The 15922-nt window shown below is 67.0% G+C and carries 14 protein-coding genes; 8 read left to right on the top strand and 6 right to left on the bottom strand.

What is annotated here, in order from left to right; all coding sequences use genetic code 11:
- Positions 1-212: 212 nt before the first annotated feature.
- Positions 213-509: an SH3 domain-containing protein gene (locus Q1K70_RS11825; protein WP_300159654.1), complete on the bottom strand. Its 297-nt coding sequence runs from the start codon at positions 507-509 to the stop codon at positions 213-215.
- Between the two features lie 107 nt (positions 510-616).
- On the opposite strand from Q1K70_RS11825, the gene Q1K70_RS11820 reads away from it, so the two are divergent.
- Both Q1K70_RS11820 and glgB read left to right on the top strand, forming a co-directional pair.
- Positions 617-1453 carry an MBL fold metallo-hydrolase gene (locus tag Q1K70_RS11820; protein ID WP_300159652.1) on the top strand — a complete coding sequence of 279 codons (837 nt, stop codon included), beginning with the start codon at positions 617-619 and terminating at the stop codon, positions 1451-1453.
- An 84-nt stretch (positions 1454-1537) separates the two neighbouring features.
- Positions 1538-3463 (top strand): 1,4-alpha-glucan branching protein GlgB, encoded by a 1926-nt coding sequence (gene glgB / locus Q1K70_RS11815; protein ID WP_300159649.1) that lies wholly within the window; start codon positions 1538-1540, stop codon positions 3461-3463.
- A 116-nt stretch (positions 3464-3579) separates the two neighbouring features.
- Here the strand turns inward: glgB and Q1K70_RS11810 are convergent, their stop codons facing one another.
- The 3 genes from Q1K70_RS11810 to Q1K70_RS11800 form a co-directional block, all read right to left on the bottom strand.
- A complete protein-coding gene (locus Q1K70_RS11810) occupies positions 3580-3927 on the bottom strand; it encodes a hypothetical protein (protein ID WP_300159646.1) in 348 nt (115 codons plus the stop codon).
- 207 nt (positions 3928-4134) lie between these two features.
- Positions 4135-4551, bottom strand: a complete 417-nt coding sequence (locus Q1K70_RS11805) for a hypothetical protein (RefSeq protein WP_300159643.1) — start codon at positions 4549-4551, stop codon at positions 4135-4137.
- A 23-nt stretch (positions 4552-4574) separates the two neighbouring features.
- Positions 4575-5243, bottom strand: coding sequence for an HAD-IA family hydrolase (locus Q1K70_RS11800; protein ID WP_300159640.1), 669 nt, complete (start codon positions 5241-5243; stop codon positions 4575-4577).
- 121 nt (positions 5244-5364) lie between these two features.
- Between Q1K70_RS11800 and Q1K70_RS11795 the strand changes: the two genes are divergently transcribed.
- Positions 5365-6540, top strand: coding sequence for a geranylgeranyl reductase family protein (locus Q1K70_RS11795; RefSeq protein ID WP_300159637.1), 1176 nt, complete (start codon positions 5365-5367; stop codon positions 6538-6540).
- A 592-nt stretch (positions 6541-7132) separates the two neighbouring features.
- On the opposite strand, the gene Q1K70_RS11790 is transcribed toward Q1K70_RS11795, so the two are convergent.
- Together Q1K70_RS11790 and malQ are read right to left on the bottom strand one after the other, a co-directional pair.
- Positions 7133-7786: a class I SAM-dependent methyltransferase gene (locus Q1K70_RS11790; protein WP_300159634.1), complete on the bottom strand. Its 654-nt coding sequence runs from the start codon at positions 7784-7786 to the stop codon at positions 7133-7135.
- A complete protein-coding gene (gene malQ / locus Q1K70_RS11785) occupies positions 7783-9291 on the bottom strand; it encodes a 4-alpha-glucanotransferase (RefSeq protein WP_300159632.1) in 1509 nt (502 codons plus the stop codon). Before malQ ends, Q1K70_RS11790 begins: the two co-directional genes overlap by 4 nt.
- A gap of 292 nt (positions 9292-9583) precedes the next feature.
- On the opposite strand from malQ, the gene Q1K70_RS11780 reads away from it, so the two are divergent.
- The 5 genes from Q1K70_RS11780 to Q1K70_RS11760 all read left to right on the top strand — a co-directional run.
- Positions 9584-11059 carry a sigma 54-interacting transcriptional regulator gene (locus Q1K70_RS11780; protein WP_300159629.1) on the top strand — a complete coding sequence of 492 codons (1476 nt, stop codon included), beginning with the start codon at positions 9584-9586 and terminating at the stop codon, positions 11057-11059.
- A 97-nt stretch (positions 11060-11156) separates the two neighbouring features.
- Positions 11157-12665, top strand: coding sequence for a hypothetical protein (locus tag Q1K70_RS11775; RefSeq protein WP_300159626.1), 1509 nt, complete (start codon positions 11157-11159; stop codon positions 12663-12665).
- A gap of 3 nt (positions 12666-12668) precedes the next feature.
- Positions 12669-13928, top strand: a complete 1260-nt coding sequence (locus Q1K70_RS11770) for a glycosyltransferase (RefSeq protein ID WP_300159623.1) — start codon at positions 12669-12671, stop codon at positions 13926-13928.
- A 175-nt stretch (positions 13929-14103) separates the two neighbouring features.
- The gene (locus tag Q1K70_RS11765; RefSeq protein WP_300159621.1) at positions 14104-15408 is read left to right on the top strand and encodes a glycosyltransferase family 4 protein; all 1305 of its coding nucleotides are present in this window, start codon (positions 14104-14106) and stop codon (positions 15406-15408) included.
- An 8-nt stretch (positions 15409-15416) separates the two neighbouring features.
- A partial coding sequence (locus Q1K70_RS11760) for a radical SAM protein (protein WP_300159619.1) occupies positions 15417-15922 on the top strand: 506 nt, incomplete at its 3' end.

The raw sequence follows: 15922 nt of genomic DNA, 5'->3' as shown, positions 1-15922 counted from the left end.
GGAATTCGGCCGGGCGTGCCGGCTGGCTTTGCCGCGGGCATGTCCGGCCGAATTCCGCGACCACCACTGCCGACGCAACGCCGCCCGACGTTCCCATCCACTCCCCCACTCACCCCCATCGGGGAGGTCCAGGAGGGGGTGACCCCCTCCTGGCGGGGTCCGGGGCAGCGCCCCGCTCTTCTCTTCCCGCTTCCCGCTTCCCGCTCCCAGCGCTACGGCATGCGCAGATACCGCGCGTCCATCCAGCCGGCGACGCCGGAGTCGGACACGACGATGCGGGCCCAGCCGTTCTGGTATTCGTAGACCCGCAGGGCCTGGCCGCGGTAGACGACGGTGCGCACTTCACAGCCCGTGGCCGGGCAGGCCCGCACGTTGACCGAATCCGCGCCCACTACGCGGATGTAGCCGGCCGGCGGCGGCGGCGTGAGGTCGATGGACACGCTGCATCCGACGGCGAGCGTCGCGAGCAGCAGCATCAGGCCGATGGCGTGGGCGACTGTCTTATTCATGGCTCCCCCCTGGCGCGACAGGAAATATTACTTTTCCACTGCCTGAATCGTCACGCTTTGTCCAGGATTTCCTTGACTTTTTCCCATTGTATGCCAACAGGTCGACAATGCGTCTGACCGTGCTCGTGGACAACAACACTCTGACGGACCGCTACCTCTTGGGGGAGCCGGGGCTTTCCTTTCTGCTGCGCGACGGCGGCAGGCGGGTGCTGTTCGACTGCGGCTATTCCGACGTGCTGTGCGCCAACGCGGCCCGCATGGGCGTCGATCTGGGCGCGGTGGACGTGGTGGCCTTGTCCCACGGCCATCTGGACCACACCTGGGGCCTGGCGCATCTGACGACGTTTTTCACCACGCGCGCCCTGGAGGGCCGCCCGCCCGGCCGGCCGCTGCTGGTGGCCCATCCCGAGGCCTTTTTGCCCAGACGCCTAAACGGCATGAGCATCGGCTCCATGGTGTCCGAGGCGACGCTCGGCGACCATTTCACGTTTCGGCTGACCCGCGAACCGTTGCGCCTGACGGACTGGCTTTTTTTCCTGGGCGAGATTCCACGCCAGTTTCCTTTCGAGGACACGCCGCCCATCGGCGTGCGCCTGACGCCGGCCGGGGCCGTGCCCGACCTGCTGCCCGACGATTCCGCCCTGGCCTATCTCGGCGAGGAGGGGCTGGTCATCGTCACGGGTTGTTCCCATGCCGGCATTTGCAACATCGTGGCCCATGCCCGCGAGGTCACGGGCGAGACGCGGGTGGCGGCCATCGTGGGTGGGCTGCATCTGTTCGAGGCCTCCCAGGACCGGCTCATGGCCGTGACCGACTGGCTGGCCGAGGCCGGCGTCTCGGCCCTGTACCCCTGCCACTGCACGGGTTTGGCCGCCAAGATGGCCCTGGCGGCCAGGCTTCCCGTCCACGAGGTGGGCGTGGGGCTGACGCTCGCCTTCGGGTAGCGCCGCATTTGCCCGTAAAGCCTCTTTAGATTACAAGACCTTCCCAAAATCATCACGGGCGGCACGCCCAGGAGCGCCAACACCATGTGGGATGCCAAGCCCCCCCGCCACGACGTTTCGCGGCTCACCGAGCACGACGTCTACCTGTTCAAGCAGGGCAACCATTTCGACCTGTCCGACAAGCTCGGTTCCCGGCCCATGACCGTGGAAGGCGAGGAAGGCGTGCATTTTGCCGTCTGGGCCCCCAACGCCAAGGCCGTGTCCGTGGTCGGCGACTTCAACGGCTGGGAGCCCGGCCGCCATGCCATGGCCGTGCGCCAGGACGCCTCGGGCATCTATGAATGCTTCGTGCCGGGGCTGGGCACGAGCGCGCATTACAAATACCACATCCAGTCGGCCGTGGGCGACTACCGGGCCGACAAGGGCGATCCCTACGCCTTCTACTGGGAGACTTCGCCGAGCACGGCCTCCATCGTCTGGGACCTGGCCTACGACTGGCAGGACCGGGCCTGGATGGAGACGCGCCATGAAAAAAACGGCTTTTCCGCGCCGGTTTCCATCTACGAGGTCCATTTCGGGTCGTTTAAGCGCATGCACGAGGACCGCTATCGGTCGCTGTCCTACCTGGAGATGGCCGACCACCTGACCGAGCACGTGCTGCGGGCCGGCTTTTCCCACGTGGAATTTTTGCCCATCATGGAGCATCCCTTCTTCGGTTCCTGGGGCTACCAGACCCTGGGCTATTTCGCCCCCACCAGCCGGTTCGGCAAACCCCAGGACTTCATGGCCCTCATCGACCGGCTGCACCAAAACGGCATCGGCGTGGTCCTCGACTGGGTGCCTTCCCATTTCCCCACCGACGGCCACGGCCTGTCCTTTTTCGACGGCACCCACCTTTACGAGCACGCCGACCCCAAGCGGGGCTACCATCCGGACTGGAACTGCTACATCTTCAACACCGGCCGCTACGAGGTGCGGGCGTTTCTCATCTCCAGCGCCCTGTTTTGGCTCTCGCGCTACCACGTGGACGCGCTGCGCGTGGACGCCGTGGCCTCCATGCTCTACCTGGACTATTCCCGGCGCGAGGGGGAATGGATTCCCAACATCCACGGCGGCCGCGAGAACCTCGACAACATCGAATTCCTGCGCCGCCTCAACGAAATGGTCTACACCCGCTTTCCCGGCGCCGAGACCATGGCTGAGGAATCGACCTCCTGGCCCATGGTGTCGCGGCCGCCCTATCTCGGGGGCCTCGGGTTCGGCATGAAGTGGAACATGGGCTGGATGCACGACACGCTGCGCTACTTCGCCCGCGACCCGATCTTTCGCAAGTACCATCACGGCGAGCTGACGTTCAGCATCTGGTACGCCTTTTCCGAGAACTTCGTGCTGGCCCTGTCCCACGACGAGGTGGTCTACGGCAAGGGGAGCCTGATCGGCAAAATGCCGGGCGACGACTGGCGGCGCTTCGCCAACCTGCGGCTGCTCTACGGCTACATGTACGGCCATCCCGGCAAGAAGCTGCTCTTCATGGGCGGCGAGTTCGCCCAGTGGCAGGAGTGGAACCACGACGCCGAGCCGCAGTGGGAGCTGCTGGAATCGCCGCCGCACCAGGGCGTGCTGCAATGGGTGTCGGACCTCAACCGCCTGTACCGCGAGCAGACGGCCCTGCACGAGCGCGACTTCAAGCCCGAGGGCTTCGAGTGGATCGACTACCGCGACGCCGAGGCGAGCGTGCTGGCGTTTTTGCGCCGGGGCCGGCGGCACGACGACGTGGTGCTGGTGGCGCTCAACTTCACGCCCGTGCCCCGCGAGGGCTACCGCATCGGCGTGCCTGTCCCGGGCATGTGGACGGAGCTTTTGAACAGCGACGCCAAGGCCTACGGCGGCTCGGGCCTCGGTAACGCCGGCGCGGTCATGGCCGAGGAGATCGAGAGCTTCGACCACCCCTATTCCCTGCGCCTGACCCTGCCGCCGCTCGCCGCCGTGTTCCTGCGGCCGGCGCGATAGAATACTGTGAAGGCATATAAGATGCCGATGTCTTCGGTTGTTTGAGTTTTATGTAAAAACAAAAGCCCGCAAATCAAATAATGCAGAGAAGCTTGACAAGCGCTATTGCTTACAATCTAAACAAATGTATAGGAAAAATCCAAAGAATAACCAATTTCGAAAAATATATCCAAAACAAAATCAGGGACAGATATCCCGCTACTATCTCTATCAGTTACCAGGGATGCAAATAACCCACATTTCTTTTTCTCAATTTTCGAGTTTTTGACCAGAGAAACAAATTCAGAATAATCAACCCCCTGCTTAATCTCCACCGACACAACCACTATGTCTTTATTTTTATAATAATTATTTACCCTAACCAGCGAGTCGCCAAGCACATTCAGCACATTTTCAACCAGCTCATCTGACGCGCCAATCACTCGGAAAATAAATTTTTCAGACCTATAGCTGTCATTTCTCATAGTTAAAAAGCCTCCACCTCAATGGACAAAATCATTTACACAGCGAACGGTTACTTCTGCACACCTCTATTTATATACATGGGCCGTCCAATCAATTCATCGAGTCCTTCTGACTATTCGCCATCCCCTTTGTTTGTTGAAAACTCTCATTAAATATTTCGCCATAAACGACCAACTTCCATGAACATTGATACGCATATTTATCGCTTAAGCACTGTCCGGCAAATAAAAACAAACGGCAATGTCAATACCTAATTCTACAAGCCCCTTCATCAGATTGATATCAAAAATCTCACCAGCATCGCCAGCAAAGAACATGCCAATAAAATACTCAACCTTCCCTCCGGTAAAACGTAGCTCCTGAAAAAATTGTTCACACCGACTTAATATTTTATTTGATTTTGCTATAAAATCGACAAGGCTAACATCGTCTTGAGGCTTCAAATCGAACGAGCAATATGTCTCTTCATAGGTTCCCTGCAAAGGCTGACCGTCAGGCGCCATCCTTTTGGAATTGGCTTTCCATTTGTACTCTGGCTCAAAGCCAAGAGATGCAGAAATATAATCCGGATCGTAATAAGGATGCCTTATTCGAAGAGAGATCGTGTAGTTATAATTTTCCACAGGGCACTCATGCATAGGATAAGTCAATGGCCGAGCATGGCCACCAGCGCCCCGACGTCCGGGGCCAGGTAGTCCGGGGAGTGCTCCGCCAGGGTCGCCAGCGTCGTGCGGCCGCTGGCCACGCCGGCGGTGCGCGTGCCGGCGGCCCGGCCCGTGGCGATGTCCATGGGGTGGTCGCCGACCATGAGCGCCCGCGCGGGCGCGACGCCAAGGGCCGCCAGGGCGTCCAGGAGGTGCCCCGGGTCGGGCTTGACCCGCCGGGCGTCGTCGCGGGCGAGAAGCACCCCGGCGTAGTCGGTCAGGTCCGGAAAGACCGTGAGCACGGCCGCCCGGCAGTTGCGGGTGATGACGCCGACCTTGGCTCCGGCGTCGGCGAGCCGGGTCAAGGCGGCTTTCGTGGCGGGAAAAAGCCGGGCCGCGGCGGCCGCGGCGATCTCCTGGTCCCTGATGCCCCGGGCCACGGCCGCCTCGAAGGCTGCGGCCTCGTCCGGCGAGGACTCGCGGATGCGCCCGGCCAGCAGGGCGGCGTATTCCAGGGCGGGCAGGCCGTTTGGCGGCGGCGTCCCGGCCTGGCGGGCGGCGGCCTCGCGGGCCACCATGTCCTTCATGGCCGCGAAATCGATGACCAGTTCGGCCAGGGTGCCGTCGAAGTCGAAGACCACGGCCTCGAAAGGCGGGGAGGAATGCGTCACGCCGGAACCCTCGCTCGCGCATTGCCCCGAAGGCGCGCTGCGGTTATGCTGCGGCCCATCGTTAGCCGGGAGGGCCTCCCTTGGCAACCCGGCCGCAACCTTTTGCCGCACCCGATCCCCCATGACCGCAACCCATGACGTCGTCATCGTCGGCGCGGGCCCGGCCGGCTCCACCGCCGCCCAGGTCCTGGCCCAAAAAGGCTTTTCCGTCCTGGTCCTGGACAAGGCCGCCTTCCCCCGCGACAAGCTGTGCGCGGGGCTGCTCACCTGGAAGGCCGTGGACGTGCTGGAGCGCGTCTTCGCCGAAACGCCCGAGGGGCTCCTCGCCACGGGCGTGTTCAACACGGCCACGCCAGGCTACCGCATCCGCTTCCGCGACCGCACCATCGCCGCCGGCGAGATGTTCTACCCCTTTCACCTGACGGCCAGGCGGGTCTTCGACAAGCACCTGCTTGACCGGGCCGTCAAGGCCGGGGCGGATGTACGCCAGGAGTGCCGGGTCGTTTCCGTGGACCCGGCCAGGGCCAGCGTCCGGCTGGACGACGGCCGGGAATTTCGCGGCCGCCACCTCGTCGGGGCCGACGGCGTGGGCAGCATCGTGCGCGCGGCCTGCCCCTTCGACCGGTCCGCCTGGAAGGCCGGGCTCGGCGGGGCCATGGAATTCTACCTGCCGCGCACGGACCCGCTCCTCGCCGGGAAGGTCCACGAGGACTTGCGCGCGCCCAACCCCACGGTCTACGCCGGCTTCCTGCGGGCCGGCTACGGCTGGGTGTTTCCCCACAAGGAGCATCTGGCCATCGGCATCGGTGGCCACAGCGCCCGCCACGCCAAGGATTTCCGGCCCAGATTCCGCGAGTTCGTGGAATTCCTGGGCCTGCCCGCCTCGTTGGCCGACAAGGCCAAGGGGCATGGACTTCCTTACGGCAACTACCTCCAAGCGCCTTGGCACGGCCCGACCATGCTCGTCGGCGACGCGGCCGGGCTGGTGGAGACGCTTTTCGGCGAGGGCATCTACTACGCCCTGCGAAGCGGAGAGCTCGCCGGCGAGGCCCTGGCCGCGGCCCTGTCGCGCGGCGCGGACCCGACCGCCGTCTACGGCAAGGGCCTGCGGCGCGACATCCTCCCGGAGCTTGTCTGGTCGCGCAAGCTGCGCCGGCTGCTCTACGCCAGCCAGTCCTGGGGATTTCTGCCGCTTCTGTGCTTCGTGCGCGGCGGCGGCCGGCTCCTGGGCGAGATGGTCCACGGCGTGCGCTCCTACCGCCTGCTCCTGCGCCGGGCGGCCGGGCCGAAGATCTAGGAGGACCGCATGCGTCGCCTGGCCGTCGTCGTTGCCCTGTGCCTGCTTTGCGCGGCGCTGGCGGGTTGCGCCGGCACGTCCAAAAAAAAGCCCTCGGGCCCCAAGCCCACGGGATTCGCCTCGGCCGACGCGAAAAACGTCCACGACTTCCTGGTCAAGTACCCGGGCGTGGTCATGGGCGGCGACGTGAAGGCCAATCTGCGCCTTTACGCCGACGGCGCACGCATCGTGCCGTTCGTAAGCAACGTGGTGCGCCCGGTGCGGGGCAGCGAACTGTCCGAGCGGCTGCCCGGCATCCTGGCCGCCGAGCGCGAGGCGGGACTGCGCATCGAATTCGTCGAGCCCATGCAGATCGAGGCCAAGGGCGAAAACGCCTCGGCCCGGGTGGTGGCCAAGCTCGCCTGGAAGGAGCAGGGCAAGCCCAAGCAGGCGGTCATGAACTGCTACTTCGCCCTGGTGCGCGACGAACGCCTGACCTGGAAGATCAAGGAGGCCCACGCCGAGCCGATGCAGGCGGATTTCTCCCTGCCGCCCAAGGCCCCGGCCAAAAAGCCCCTGCCCCCGCGCGAACCCAGGCGCGAAAAGCTCGTCATCAAGGGCGAGCCGGAGCAGAAGCCGGCCCCCAAGCCGGCCCCGCAGGCGCCACAACCAGCGCCGCCCGCCCCCCAAGACACGGGACCAGCCGGGCAACCGGACGGCCAGCCGACCGAAAAAGCCCCACAACCCCTTTTCTAGCCAGGAAATCCCGGAAATTGCGGTGGTGTTCCCGGCCGGCCAGCCGCTCGGCCAGGGCCACGAGCAAACCCATGGGCGAGGCGGGCAGGTCCGAAAGGTAATCGACCACCAGCACGTGGCCGCCCGGCCGGGTGACGCGAAAGAGTTCGCCGAGCATGGCCGCGCGGTCCCAGGGCGGATTCTCGTGCAGGGCGAAGGTGGCCACGGCCGCGTCGCAGGCCCCGTCGGCCACGGCCAGCCGCCGGGCGTCCGCGCGGGCGAAGACGTTTTCCCCGGGACAAAGGGCCCGGGCCTTGGCCAGCATGGCCGGACTGGCGTCGAGGCCCACGGAGTCGAAGCCGGCCAGGCGCAGCCGCCGGACGAGCCGGCCCGTGCCGCAGCACACGTCGCACACGCGCCGCGCCCCGAGCCCGGCCAGCGTTTCGGCCACCAGCCGGCGCACGGGATCGAGGAAGGCGGCCGTGACCGGGTCGTAGAGCCCGGCCACGGCCGCGTAGGGGTCGGCCCTCAATGGTTGCGGCCGAAGATTTCGGTCATGGCCCGCAACCGTTCGGCCAGGGACGCCTCGAACTGGTCCTCCACGGCCCGCCAGCCCCAGTTGCCCTTGGCCACCGAGGGCATGTTCATGCGCGCCCCCTCGCCCAGGCCAAGCAGGTCCTGCATGGGCGTCACGGCCGTGGCCGCCGCGCTGCCCATGACCAGCCGGATGAGCTCCCAGGGGGCCTGCTCGGGCGCGATCTCCCGGCCGAGGTAGGCGAAAAGGGCCTTTTTCCCCTCCTCGCCGGCCTCGCCGCTGCGCGCCCAGCCAAGGGTGGTGTTGTTGTCGTGGGTGCCGGTGTAGGCCACGCAGTTGCGCTCGTAGTTGTGGGGCGCGTCGCGATTCTCGGCGATGCCCGGGCCGAAGGCGAACTGGAGGATCTTCATGCCCGGAAAGCCGAAGGCGGCCATGAGCTCGCGCACCTCGGCCGTAATCACGCCCAGGTCCTCGGCGATGAGCGGCAGGGAGGGAAAGCGGCGCAGCATGGTCTTGAAAAGGGCCATGCCCGGGGCCTTGACCCACTGGCCGCGCACGGCCGTGGCCTCCTGGGCCGGGATCTCCCAGTAGGCCTCGAAGCCCCGGAAATGGTCCAGCCGGATGACGTCGTAGAGCGCGATGTTGTGGGCCATGCGCCGCAGCCACCAGTCGAACCCCGTCTTCTCGTGGGCCGGCCAGTCGTAGACCGGGTTGCCCCAGCGCTGGCCCGTCTCGCTGAAGTAGTCCGGCGGCACCCCGGCCACGAACACCGGCCGCTTCTCCCGATCGAGCTTGAAAAGCTCCGGGTTGGCCCAGACGTCGGCGCTGTCCTGGGTGACGTAGATGGGCATGTCGCCGATGACCTGGATCTCGTTTTCGCGCAGATGCCGGCGCAGGGCCCGCCACTGGGAAAAGGCCAGGTACTGGACGAAGCGCAGGTAGGCGAGTTCCCCGGCCTGGCGGTCGCGCACGGCGTCCAGGGCGGAGCTTCGCCGGTCGCGCAGCTCCGCCGGCCAGTCGGCCCAGCCCTGGCCGCCGCGCTCGCGCTTGATGGCCCGGAAAAGCACATAGTCGTCGAGCCACGACGCCTCCTCGCGGCAAAAAACGGCCAGCCCGGCGTCGGTGGCGATCCTGTCGGCGTTTCGGGCGAAGGCCAGCCGCAAGAGCCTGTCCTTCCAGACCTCCGCGCCCTCGTAATCGGCCACGGCCGGGTTGCCCGGCGCGTAGCCCGAGGCGATGTCCTCCGGGGCGAGCCAGCCGTCGATGACCAGCTGGTCGGGGCTGACGAGCAGGGGGCTCACGGCGAAGGCGGAATCACTGCTGTAGGGCGAATTGCCGATGAAGGTGGAGGTGGGGGTCAGGGGCAGGATCTGCCAGTAGGACTGGGCGGCCTTGGCCAGAAAGGCGGCGAAGCGGCGGGCCGCCGGGCCGAAGTCGCCGACGCCGAAGCGCGTCGGCAGGGAGGTGATGTGCAAAAGCACGCCGCTGGCTCTGCGCTGCATGGGGGGTCTCCTTTGCGTCGAGGGGCTCCGACGGTCGCGTGGCCCCGCGAGGCCCGCCGCGCCGGCTTGTAATCCTTTTACGGGAGGCGCATGACGGTTTGATTGTGGCGGTCCGGCCGTCCCGGCCCGCGTTGGCCGGCGCACCGGCGCTGGAACCGCCATGGCCGCGAATCTGGCAAAAATCGCCCGGCCTGTCCATGCGCGCCCCGGTCGCGTCCGACCGTCGGGCATTGACGGCGGCGGGTCAAAACTGGAACAAAGGCCGCCGACCGCCAAACAAGGGGAATACGCCATGGATCTCGCCATCGTCCGCCGGGCGCTGGCCTGCCTGGAACCGGCCGAGGACGCCGGACGCGGGCTGGACGGCGCGCTTTCGCGCCTGCTCGGCCTCCTGGCCGAACTGCCGGCATGCAAAAACGCCGCCGTGGTGCTCGCCGACGCCGACAACCCCACGGCCATACGGGCCCAACTCGGCGCGCCGGACGTGAGCCTTCTGCTCGAGGCCGCCCTGGACCGCAAGACGTCCCGGACCGCGCCCCGCGTGCTGCGCCGGGGGCAGCCCCCTGTCGCGGCCGACGAGGCGGGAGAGCTGGCCTGCGCCCGCGAGGAGGCGGCCATGCTGGCCGCCCCGATCCAGGCCGGCCTGGACATGCCCGGCGGCTGGCTGTTCGCCGACGGCCTGGCCGGCGGGGACGCCTCCCTGGCCGACGAGCTGCGCCTGCTCGCCGTTTTCGCCGACGTGGCGGCGGCCCAGGTGCGCGCCACCTGCGTCGCGCAGGAGCGCAACCGCGAGCTGGCCGGCGAGACGGCCTTCCTGCGCTCGAAAGTCTCCCTGCGCTACCGCCACCTCTTTTCCGAGGGCGCAAGCCCCAGGCTCGAAGCCCTGCGCGCCGCCGTGGACCAGGCGGCGCGCTGCGCATCCCCCGTGCTCCTGCTCGGCGAGGACGGCACGGGCCGCAGCGTTCTGGCCCGGCTCATCCACGAGCTCTCGCCCCGGGCGGTGCGCCTTTTTTCCGTGTTCAGCGCCGCCCGGACCGACAATCCCGCCGTGGAGCTCTTCGGCGGCTCCCGCGGTCTGGACACGCCCGGCGTGCCCGGGCTCATCGAGGAGACCGACGGCGGCGCGCTGCTCGTCGAGGACGCCCACCTGCTGCCGCCGGCCATCGTCGAGCGTCTGGCCCGGTTCCTGGCCGAGGGCGTCTTCGTGCGCGTGGGCGGCTCCCGCCCGCGCCGCAGCCGCACGCGGGTGCTCCTCAAGGCCTCACCCCAGGGCCCGAGCCCGGAGCTGGCCGAGGCCGCGCCCATGGCCATCATCCGCGTACCGACCCTGCGCGAGCGCCCCGAGGACATCCCGGCCCTGCTCGACCACCTGCTCTCCCTGGAATCCGTGCGCGACGCCCGCCGCCTCTCTCTCACCCCCAAGGCCCTCAAGGCCCTGGAGGCCTACGACTGGCCCGGCAACATCCGGGAGATGCGCGAGCTCGTCGCCCGCCTGGCCGTGACCGCGCCCGAGGACCGCATCGACATCGCGGACATTCCCCCGGAAATGCTGGCCGAGGGCGAACGGCCGCAGGTGCTGCCCGAGGACGCGGCCGAATTGCGCGACATGGAGCGCCAGCAGGTCCTCAGCGCGCTTACCCGCCACGGCTGGGTCCAGTCCCGGGCCGCCCGGGAGCTGGGGCTCACCCTGCGCCAGATCGGCTACCGCATCCGCAAGTACGGCCTGATCCGGGAAGGCGACGGCCCCGAGGGCCTGAGGCGGGGTTGAGGAAAACCTCCCCTGGGGCTAAGGAGCCGGGGGGAAGGCGGCCGGGCCCGCGCCGCGGCCGCCTCCCCGCCCAATCCATCCCCCACGGAAGCCGCCCATGACCGACATTCTCTTGGCCGTCGCCATCGCCCTGGCCGGGTTCGCCCTGGAAGTCTGGCCGCGCCTTATAAACCGCTACTTCGGCATCGACACATGGCGCTTCGCCCTGCTGGCCGACGCCATGCGCCGCCACGGCCGCTACCCGGACAGCGTGCCCGAAAAATACATCGTGCCGGGATCGGTGGACAATCCGCCGTTTCTGCCCTTCGTGTGCTCGCGCTTTTCCAAGGCCTGGCTCGATCGCAACCAGGGCCTTATTTCCCCGGCCTTCGACGTGCTGCAAAGCCTGACCGTCTTCGGACTGGGCTGGGCCGTGTCCGGCGCGCCGGTGGGCGGACATCTGGCCCAGATCCTCTACCTCCTCACCCCGGTGGTGCCGCTGGAGGCCAGCAACCTGAGCCTGCGCACCCCGGGCAGCCTCGTGTTCCTGTGGGCCATGCTGGCCGTGCAGGCCTACGCGCTGCACCCGGGCGTGTGGACGTTCCTGCTCGGCGTGGCCGGGGTGACGCTGCTCACGTTCACCCACCGCATGGCCGTGCAGGTGCTTTTCTTCGGCATCATCGGCTTCACCATCATCGACAATAACGCCCGCTGCCTGCTGGTCTTTCTGGTGGGCGTGCTCTTTTCCATCTTCGCCTTCAAGGGCGCGTATCTCAAGTACCTGCGCGGCCAGCTGCTCATGATCGCCTTCTGGATGTACAACATCCGCAACCGCCTGGCCCACCAGATTCGCGGCAACCCGACCAGGGAGAAAAAGCACACCGACTTCGTGCGCCGCATCGAGTACCTCATCTGGAAGATTCCGGTCCTGCCGTTTTTGGCCGTCAATCCCTGGGCCATCTATTCCTTCGTGGCCGTGCTGCTGCCGGACTACGGGGCCATGGCCGCGGTGTCCCCGTGGTTTTCGGTCGTGGTCAAGTGGTCCGTGGCGCTCTTCATCCTCGGCATCCTCTTCAACACCAAGTACATGCGCTTCCTGGGCGAGGGCCAGCGCTACCTGGAGTACGCCACGGGCGCGGCCGCGGCCGCGGCGGCCGCCCTGATCCTCAAGTTCGCCGGCGACCCGGCCGTGTGGGGCCTGGTCAAGGCCGCTCCCTGGATCGTGGGCCTGGGCTGCCTCGGAGTCATTCTCTTTTTCCAGATCAAGCTGGTGGTCAATAACCCCGACAAGTCCGTCACCCCGGCGCTGTGGGCCGTGCTCGAGCACCTCAACGCCTACCCCGAAGAGGTGCGCATCGCCTGCCTGCCCCACGGCCTGGCCGACGCGGTCACCTACTTTCTCAATAACGGAAAGGCGCTCCTGTCGGACAATTCCGTGGGCGTCTACGAACTGGTGGACTACTGGCCGCTTTTGCAAAAGCCCCTGGGCGAAATCGCGGACAAGTACGGCCTCACGCACTTCCTGGTCAGCACCAAGTTCGTGACCCTGGAGGAGCTCGACATCCCGGGCTTCGCCGAGGTGTTCCGCCGGGAACACTACGTGGTGCTGGCGCGCCGGGCGGCCTAGGGCATGAAGCGCCTGTCCTCGGTCCTGGTCGCCACCATCGCCGACGTCACCGACGCCGCCACGGGCGAGCGGATGCGCCACAACTCCCCGGCCTGGCCCCTGCTGGAGTTCTTCCGCCGCCGGGCCGACCGGGCCACGGTGCTGGAGCTTTCGCTGCCCCGGCCGGGCATGGTCTCCCGGCCCCAGGCCTCGTTTTTCGAGAGGGGAACGCTGCGGGAGCGGCGCGTCTGGCCGGGCTGGCTCACCGCGCCCTTCGCCGTGGCGCCGGACAAGGCCCAACCGAAAACCTATTTCCGTCTGAAGGCCCGCGACATCCTGGCCTGCTTCTGGGCCGCCGCCGCCACGCCCGGCCCCATCGACCTCTTCATCGGCGTGGAGTCGCTGCTGGCCCTTTGCGGCGCGGCGCTCAAGGTCCGGGGCAAGGTCAGGGAAAGCGCCTACTACATCTCCGACTGGTCGCCCTGGAAGTTCGACAACAAGCTCCTCAACGACGTCTACATCCGGCTCGACAAGGCCGCCTGCCGCCGCTCGGACTGGATCTGGAACTACACTTACGCCATCAGCGACGCCCGGCGCGACATCCTGGGCTACGACATGGCGGCCATGGGCCGCGAGCTGTGGGTGCCTTTCGGCTTCATCCCGGACGGAGTGACCATCAGGCCCCACGCGGAAGTGGACCGTCGCCGGCTTTTCTACAGCGGCGGCATCTGCCGGGAAAACGGGGTGGAGCTCATCGTCGAGGCCCTGCCGCAAATCCTGGCCGCCGTGCCGGGCGCGACCATCGACATCTTCGGCGACGGTCCGCAACTGGCGCAGTTGCAAGCCCGGGCCGAGGCCCTGGGCGTGGCCCGCGCCGTCGTGTGGCACGGCTACGTCACGGACCGCCGCCGCATCCTGGACGCCGCCCTGTCCGCCTCGGCCGCCCTGGCCCCGTACATGCCCTTCCCCGAGAACGTGAAGCGCTTCGGCGACGTGATCAAAATCCGCGAAGCCATCGGCTGCGGCCTGCCCGTGATCACCACCGAGGTGCCGCCGTCGCACCGCGAGGTGCGCGACGGGGGCCTCGGCGCGGTCATCCCCTACGACGCGGAAATTCTGGCCAAAACCGTCGTTTCCTTCCTCACCGACGACGATGCGTATTTCACCATGCGCGACAGGGTGGTGGCCGCCTCGCGCGACAACCTGTGGGACGCCATCTACATGCGCACCCTGGCCGCCATGGGCTACGACGCCACGCCCCGGTTCGGGGAGGCCGCCTCCTGAGCCCGGACGCCTGGGGCGGCCGCGCGGCCGGCTCCCGGCTTGCGTCCGGCAACCGATCCGGCTACATGTACCGGCGCATCGCGCGCGCTCCTTTCGTCCCTCGCTCCCGGACAGTCCCCGAGGGGAGAACCGGCCGGGCCGGGGGCCACACCACCGTCAGCAGCACGGGAACATCATGTTTTTCCTGAGAAAACGTCCTCCAGCCGTCATCCCCGAAGGCTTCGATCTCCAGGGCAGGCCCAAGGTGGGCGTCCTGGTCGAGACCACCATTCCGCCCGTGTCCCGGGCCAACCTGCGCATGTACTGGCTGGCCAGGGTGCTCATCGCGGAAAAGCGCGTGGCCGTGAACATGGTCTCCCCGAGCAAGGATCTGGCCTCCCGGCGCTCCTACTTCGTGGAATGGATCTGGATGAACCAGTTCCCGGGCTGGGCCAAACACCTGTATTCCGGCTGGCGGCTGCCCGTGCGCGTCTGGCACTTCCTGGCCTCCATCCTCTCCCTCGTGATCCTCGAAATCTGGTACCGCCGCTCCTACGGCCGGGGATTCGCCGCCCTGCACGCCTGGAACCCCCTGGCCGGCCTGGCCGCGGTCATCGCCGGCAAGCTCGTGGGCAAGCCGGCCTTCGTGGACTTCACGGACTTCTATTCCGACATCGCCCGCACGGACATGCCGCTTCTGAGCAAGCCCTTGGTGTGGCTCGAAAACTACGTCCTGCGCCAGGCGCGCTACGTGTTCGTGGTCAGCCGCCAGCTCAAGGACCATCTGGTGCGCGCCCACGGCCTGCCGCCGGAAAAAATCCACATCGTGCCCGACGGCACAGATTCCGAGACCTTCCGGCCGGACGTGCCCACGGCCGGCGTGCGCGAGAGGCTCGGCATCCCGGCCGGCGCACCGGTCCTCGTCTTCCACGGCGACATCAAGCACGACGACGGCGTGGACATCCTCCTCGACGCCCTGGCCCTGGTGGTCAGGCAGCGCCCGGACGCCAGGCTCCTCATCCTCGGCGGCGGCAGCCCCTATTTCGACGAGGTCTGCCGGCCGCGCATCGCCCGGCTGGGGCTGGCCGACAACGTGGTCCTGCCCGGCTGGATTCCCCACGCCGACGTGCCGGCCGTGCTTTGCGCCTGCGACATCGGGGCCATGACGCTTCGCGCCACGCTCAACCACGACCACTACCTGTCGTTCAAGCTCTTCGAGTACTGGGGCTGCGGCAAGCCTGTGGTGGTCACGAAGCTCAAGGCCAACGGCGAGATCGCCCGCGACGGCGAAAACGCGCTCGTTGCCCGTAGCGGCGACGTGGAGGCCTTTGCCAGGGCGTTTTTGCGCCTTATCGCCGACAAGGAACTCGCCGCCCGCCTGGGCCATGCCGGCCGGGAACTCGTGGTGCGCGAATTCGACTGGCGCGAGATCATGAAAAAGGAAACCGCCGTGTACACGGCCGAATTCCTGGACGCGGCAGAACCCCGCAAAACCCGGTAGCGCCCGCCATGCCCGTGTCCTTCGACAGCGTCATCATCGAGCTGACCAACCACTGCAATTTTTCCTGCCCCTTCTGCCCGAGCGACGCCATCACGCGGCCCAAGGGCTTCATGGACCCGGCGCTCATGGACGCCATCCTCGTGCAGATCGCCCGGGGGCGCATCGCGCCCGTGGTCCAGTTCGGGCTCATGGGCGAGCCGTTTCTGCACAAGGGCCTGTTCGACATGGCCGCCAGGGCCCGGGAACTGGGACTTACGCTTCGCGTCTTCACCAACGGCAGCCGCCTGACCGAGGCCAACGTGGAGTGCATCGTCGCCTCGGGCATAAACGAACTCTACGTCAGCTACCGGGGCGTGGACGCCGACGCCTTTGCCGCGCTTTCCCGCACGGATTTCGGGGCCTACCGCGAGGGCGTGCGCCGGCTGGTCGCCGCCGCGCCGCGCTTTTCCGGCCGCATCATCCTCAAGGTCTTCAAGGACACGGTCTACGAAAAGGCCCTCGGCACCGACGCCAT

Source organism: Solidesulfovibrio sp., assembly GCF_029978005.1.
Classification (GTDB): Bacteria; Desulfobacterota; Desulfovibrionia; order Desulfovibrionales; family Desulfovibrionaceae; genus Solidesulfovibrio.
This window is presented reverse-complemented; position numbering and strand designations above follow the sequence as displayed.